3 protein-coding genes, 1 tRNA gene and 1 pseudogene are annotated in these 4,964 nt (G+C 56.1%); 3 read left to right on the top strand and 2 right to left on the bottom strand.

The window, feature by feature from the left end; translation table 11 throughout:
* Positions 1–223, bottom strand: a pseudogene (locus tag H288_RS34665) (IS110 family transposase); the annotation flags it as partial.
* Here H288_RS34665 and H288_RS34660 point away from each other — a divergent pair.
* Positions 222–860 (top strand): 3'-5' exonuclease, encoded by a 639-nt coding sequence (locus H288_RS34660; protein ID WP_081636615.1) that lies wholly within the window; start codon positions 222–224, stop codon positions 858–860. The pseudogene H288_RS34665 and the gene H288_RS34660 overlap by 2 nt on opposite strands.
* A gap of 518 nt (positions 861–1,378) precedes the next feature.
* Here H288_RS34660 and H288_RS34655 read toward each other — a convergent pair.
* Positions 1,379–3,223 carry a flagellin gene (locus tag H288_RS34655; RefSeq protein WP_081636614.1) on the bottom strand — a complete coding sequence of 615 codons (1,845 nt, stop codon included), beginning with the start codon at positions 3,221–3,223 and terminating at the stop codon, positions 1,379–1,381.
* A 238-nt stretch (positions 3,224–3,461) separates the two neighbouring features.
* Here H288_RS34655 and H288_RS34650 point away from each other — a divergent pair, with 238 nt between their 5' ends.
* Both H288_RS34650 and H288_RS0131685 read left to right on the top strand, forming a co-directional pair.
* Positions 3,462–4,460, top strand: coding sequence for an AraC family transcriptional regulator (locus tag H288_RS34650; protein WP_081636613.1), 999 nt, complete (start codon positions 3,462–3,464; stop codon positions 4,458–4,460).
* Positions 4,461–4,885: 425 nt separating this feature from the next.
* Positions 4,886–4,961: transfer RNA gene (locus tag H288_RS0131685), tRNA-Ala, on the top strand.
* The last annotated feature ends 3 nt before the right edge of the window (positions 4,962–4,964 follow it).

Below are 4,964 nucleotides of genomic sequence, written 5' to 3'. Positions count from 1 at the left end.
TGAGCCGCGTTTCGTGGCCTGCCAAAGCTATCTCACGGGCCCAGTAATGAGCGCTGGCGCATGCTTCCATAGCAACCACGCAACGCGGAAGTGTCGAGAAGAACGTCAGCACCTGATCACGCCGCAGCTTCTTGCGGAAAACGACGACACCGCTCGTATCCGCGCCGTGAACCTGGAAAACTGATTTCGCCAGATCGATCCCGACTGTGCTAACCTCACCCATGGACGCCTCCTGCAGTGGTGTTGCAACACCTCCACTCTGGCACATCGATGCCGTCAGGGGGCGTCCACCCCTACGCTTGATCGACGATGCAGCCGTGCAGGCGTTCGCCGCCGATGCCGCCATCGTTATAGCGCACTACGCCAACTTCGACCGGCCGTTCTGCGAGCGTCGCTGGCCCATCTTCGCGCAGAAGAACTGGGCCTGCTCGTGCATCCAAGTGCCGTGGCGCGCTGAGCGGCACGAGGGCACAAAGCTCGGGTATCTGCTGACGGACCACGGCTACTTCCACGCTGGCCACCGTGCGATCAACGACTGCCAAGCTGCGCTCCGCCTGCTGGCGACGCCGTTAAAAGTGTCCGGACGGTTACCCCTCTCGTGCTTGCTCGAAGCTGCCGGGAATCCGACAATGCGGCTATGGGCTCAACACTCACCTATGGAAGCGAATTTTCTGCTCAAGGCACGACACTATAGGTGGAGCCCATCGCGCCGTTGCTGGTATGTCGACCTCGATGGCTACAAGCTCAATGACGAATTCCGGTACCTGGGCAATGATGTGTACCACCGACCAGTCGACGATCTACCGGTCGATACTATAACAGCGACCGACCGCTTTTCTGATCGCGCCCACCCCAAATAAGGCCCCTCGTGACTGGCTTACCGATTGATCGCCAAGCCGCTGACATTAAGCCAACACGCTCTATGAAAAACATAAGCTGCGAGGACTTACTCTGCCTTCAGTTGAGAGCTGAGTGATGTCTCGGAGTCTCACCAACCAGAAGCCCGTGCAACATCGTCTCGTGCTCGATCATTGCCTGGCCCACTAGAAGGGCGGCTTCATAGTTGCCTTCCTCGACATGCGTGTGGAGGGACACAACATAGTTGCCAAACGTCTTTGTCGTGGACAATAGCTGCCGTGACAAGGTCATGAGGTGAAGTTCGTGCGGCATGCGTGAGCCGTCCCGCTGCATCCGCCTGACCATCACGCAGATCCGCTTGCAGCAGGTGTCAGCGTATAAATCATTGGCAAGAGAGCGATAGCACGCTGTGACTGGGTCAGAATACATTGCAAACGCACCCTAAGCAGGCAGGAACCAGTAAATTGCAGTGCGGCCGAGGCATAACCTCGGCCGTCTTTCGCCAACGCCCTCTTGTTGCTTAGCGGAGGAGCTGCAGCACGCCCTGCTGAGCTTGGTTCGCTAGGGAAAGAGCAGAGATGCCGAGCGAGTTACGAGTAGAAAGTGCCTGCGAATTTGCAGCCTCCTCGTTCATATCGGCATTCACCAGATTAGCCGAACCTGTGTCGAGCACATTGATGATACCCTTCGTAAAATCCTGACGGTTCTGGACAACAGACAAGTTTGACGAATAGGTAGCAGCCTGTGACTTCAGGGTATTAGCGGCGGACGTGATCTGCGAGAAAACCTTGCTAACAGAGTCGTTGTCGATGAAGTCGTCTTTGGTCACAGTCTTGAGACCAAGGCTGTCCGCCGTAGTCGCCACGCCCTTAACATTGATGAAAGAGCTACCGTTCGCGTTAAAGCTTACTTTCATCGAGTCGCCGTTCAGTAGATTGACGCCGTTGTAGCCAGAGTCCTTCGACATCTGATCAATCTGAGTAAGCAGACCATTGTAGTCGTTGACGAGCTTAGCGCGAGCACTCTGACCGTCACCTCCGATATTAGCGACGGATGACGAAGACAGGAAATTGCCTCCGCTGACGGCGCTACCGCTAAGCGTCAAGTTCTGCGAACCGGCGTCGTTAGTCGTCGTGATCGTCAAATGGTTGGTGCTGTCGATTGTAGCCTGGGCATCATACGATGCCAGAGCGTCGTTGAGCTGGTCGAGCGTCGAAACTTGGCCGGGACCAGTTCCAAATGTGATTGCTGTCGTCTTGGCGTTCGTGCCCGTGCCGACAGTCACCTGAAGAATGTTGTTATTGCTCAGATCAGATGTCGATCCGGTTTCTCCAAGACCAGCAGCAAACTGAGTCGTGGTCGTAAACCCAAGCTTGGACACCAGAGCAGTCGAAGTGGACCCATTTCCGAAATTGACGGATGTCTTAGCATCCTTAGCAGTGAATTTGAACTGGCGATCAGTTTCGTCATAGGTAGCAGTCACATCGCCGTTTGTAGCGGCCGCGACTTTCTGAGCAAGAGTATTAAGTGTGTCGCTCCTTGAGATTTTCACCGCCGACCCATTGACGGTAAAAGTATCCCCGTCGGCAAAACCCAGGCCCGTTACCTTCGTTGAGGCAGTCGGAACCAGAGTACCAGTTACGTTTGCAGGCGTGGTGCCCAGCGCTGCTGTCGCAGCAGCCCCCGAAGCATTAACAAAGGAACCACCATCTGCAGTTCCAGTTAATACAAGCCGATTTCCGACAATGGAAGCCTCGACCGACGATCCGGCTGCCTGGAGTTTGGTAGAAAGGTCACTGGCGAAAGCATTGGCGTCGGCATACCCACCGCCAGTTGTAACTGACACGCCATCAACGTTGAAGGTCTTACCCTGAACTGCCGTCAAATTGGCAGCGACAGAAAGATCGACCGTTCCCGTCTGGGTCTGTTCACTAGCGCCAGTACCAGCGCCGATTGCGGTACCGAGAGCCTGAGTAGCGCCCGTCGATAGTAGGTTCGTGTCCACAGCCCCATTGAGGGCCTTCGAGGTAAGGCTTGCCTTTGCCGTGAACGCGTTGCTGGCCGAAAGCACCTGATTAGCAGTCGACTTGAGCTGATCAGTCAGTTTCTGCAGATTTGTGATTCCCTGGTTGGCGGCCTGGATGGTCTGAATGCCATTGCTGATGCCGTCGAGGAGGCTCGACAGATCCGACGATCGCGCGCCCAAGGACTGGGCCGTAAAAAAGTTCACCGGGCTGTCGAGCGCAGTGTTGACCTTCTTACCGGTCGAGAGGCGGTTCTGCGTCGTTGCGAGCAGGCTGGCTGTGTCCTGCAGGGACAGCAGGTTCGTGCGCGTCGCGGCAGAGAGGGTGATGTTGGAAGACATAGAGGCGGTCCCCTTTTGGGCGAGGTGTCTTTCTCGAAGACCTGCTCAGGATCGGATCCGCAAGTTTAAGCGAAGGTAATTATTCGGCCCAGCGAACATATAAGGTGTCTACCATCGTACTTTTCATGTCGCCTATCGTCCTTTACTTCGTGATTGCGATCATAGGTCGATATCTCTCCGGGCGGGGTTGACACTAATAGCCGTGTGTCTACCTAGGGTAGTGCGCCACGAGCACCTTATGCCGGACTTCATCGATCCAGGGTTCGATCAGATTGAGAGCGACCGAGACCGAGCCCAGGCCTGGGTACAGGCGGTATCGACGATCGTGCGGCCGACGCTGACCGCCGCCACGCCGGTTTCGCGATGCGTCCGCTTTCATTCTTGGCAGCTCGGAGGGCTTATTCTCAATGAGATTGCTGCGCCGCCCCAGATAGTCGAGCGCACGCCCTTCCAGATCGCCAGTCAAGGCGTTGATCATGTGATGCTCAGCCTGATTACGGCTGGTAAGGCCTCCGTCATCACCAGTGACGGTGAGCAGGCGATCCCAGTCGGATCGGTTAGTTTTTTCGATTTATCGCAACAGTCTCAGGCTCGATCCTGGGGTGTAAGCGGCTTGAATGTGATAATTCCACGTCGGTATCTCGATGCTCGGCTGGGTGAACCCTCCGATCTTCATCAGTCTATTATTTCTCCGAGCAATCAACCGCTCGTCAGACTTCTTTCCGACCTTATTCGAAACACACACTCCTGCATCGAGCAGCTTGACACTAAGCAGAAGAAGCTTCTGGCCGACGGGATCGTCGCATCGTTAAACGCTGTTGTTCCGCCGGTCGAGAGCAGCTCTCAAGCTCCAGCCCCTCCTAGAGAGATAAAGGTGCGACAATATATTGAGCAAAATCTGAGTCGAAACGACCTCGGGGTAGACGTCTTGTGCACGGAGTTCGGGCTATCCCGCACTCCGGTCTATGAAATCTTCGAAGCGGAAGGTGGCGTGATGACATACATCCGCAACCGCCGGCTCTCGTGGGCAATGCGAATGCTATCCGGTCTGGAAGGCAGCTCGCAGAAACGGATCTCGGAGGTTGCCTATGCCTGCGGGTACGACACCCTCAAGGCATTCTCAAAGGCTTTCAAAGCACGCTACGGTGTCGTTCCACGGGATGTTGACGCTTCATACGTAGCCGATAGGGGTCGAGGCCCTGGGCAAGCTCTACAGTCATGGATGAAAGCGCTCTAGCACTCAGCTCATCTTTGCGCCCAGACACTGGGTCGACAAGCCAGGCAGCGCTCGTATGCCCTCGACCCGTTCGCGTCGTTTCCTAGGATTGGAAATCGGTTCGACGCTTCGCTGAGCAGGTATCGTTGCTGGGCCTGGTCGAACGGGTGTCATCCGGTTCGCCGAAGGATGATCGCTGATCGGGCAGCGGGGATCCCACTCTCAGCCGCTGAAACCGCCTCATGCCGGTGTGACCTGATGCGTTTTATGACCCAGAGGCATACACTCAAGTTTGTCATACTGGTGTCACAACGAGGTGGCTGAAACGCCTCCTTGAGCCCTTATCAGGCGCCTTGCTTTCTCATCCAAAGCGGTCTAGCAGGAAGCCGCAACAGGTTGATCGGAAAGAGTTTATCGGGTTCGGCCTACAAGGCCGGCGCCTCGACGGGGCTGTAGCTCAGATGGGAGAGCGCCGCAATCGCACTGCGGAGGTCAGGGGTTCGAATCCCCTCAGCTCCACCAGGC

This window comes from Methylobacterium sp. 285MFTsu5.1 (assembly GCF_000383455.1).
Taxonomy (GTDB): Bacteria; Pseudomonadota; Alphaproteobacteria; order Rhizobiales; family Beijerinckiaceae; genus Methylobacterium.
Note: the sequence above shows the minus strand (reverse complement) of the source record. Positions and strands in the feature narration are given on the sequence as shown.

What these genes read in the sequence shown, in the direction of transcription:
- H288_RS34660 (WP_081636615.1), top strand. Translation starts at nt 222, where the DNA reads ATGGACGCCTCCTGCAGTGGTGTTGCAACACCTCCACTCTGGCACATC.
- H288_RS34655 (WP_081636614.1), bottom strand. Translation starts at nt 3,223, where the DNA reads ATGTCTTCCAACATCACCCTCTCTGCCGCGACGCGCACGAACCTGCTG.
- H288_RS34650 (WP_081636613.1), top strand. Translation starts at nt 3,462, where the DNA reads ATGCCGGACTTCATCGATCCAGGGTTCGATCAGATTGAGAGCGACCGA.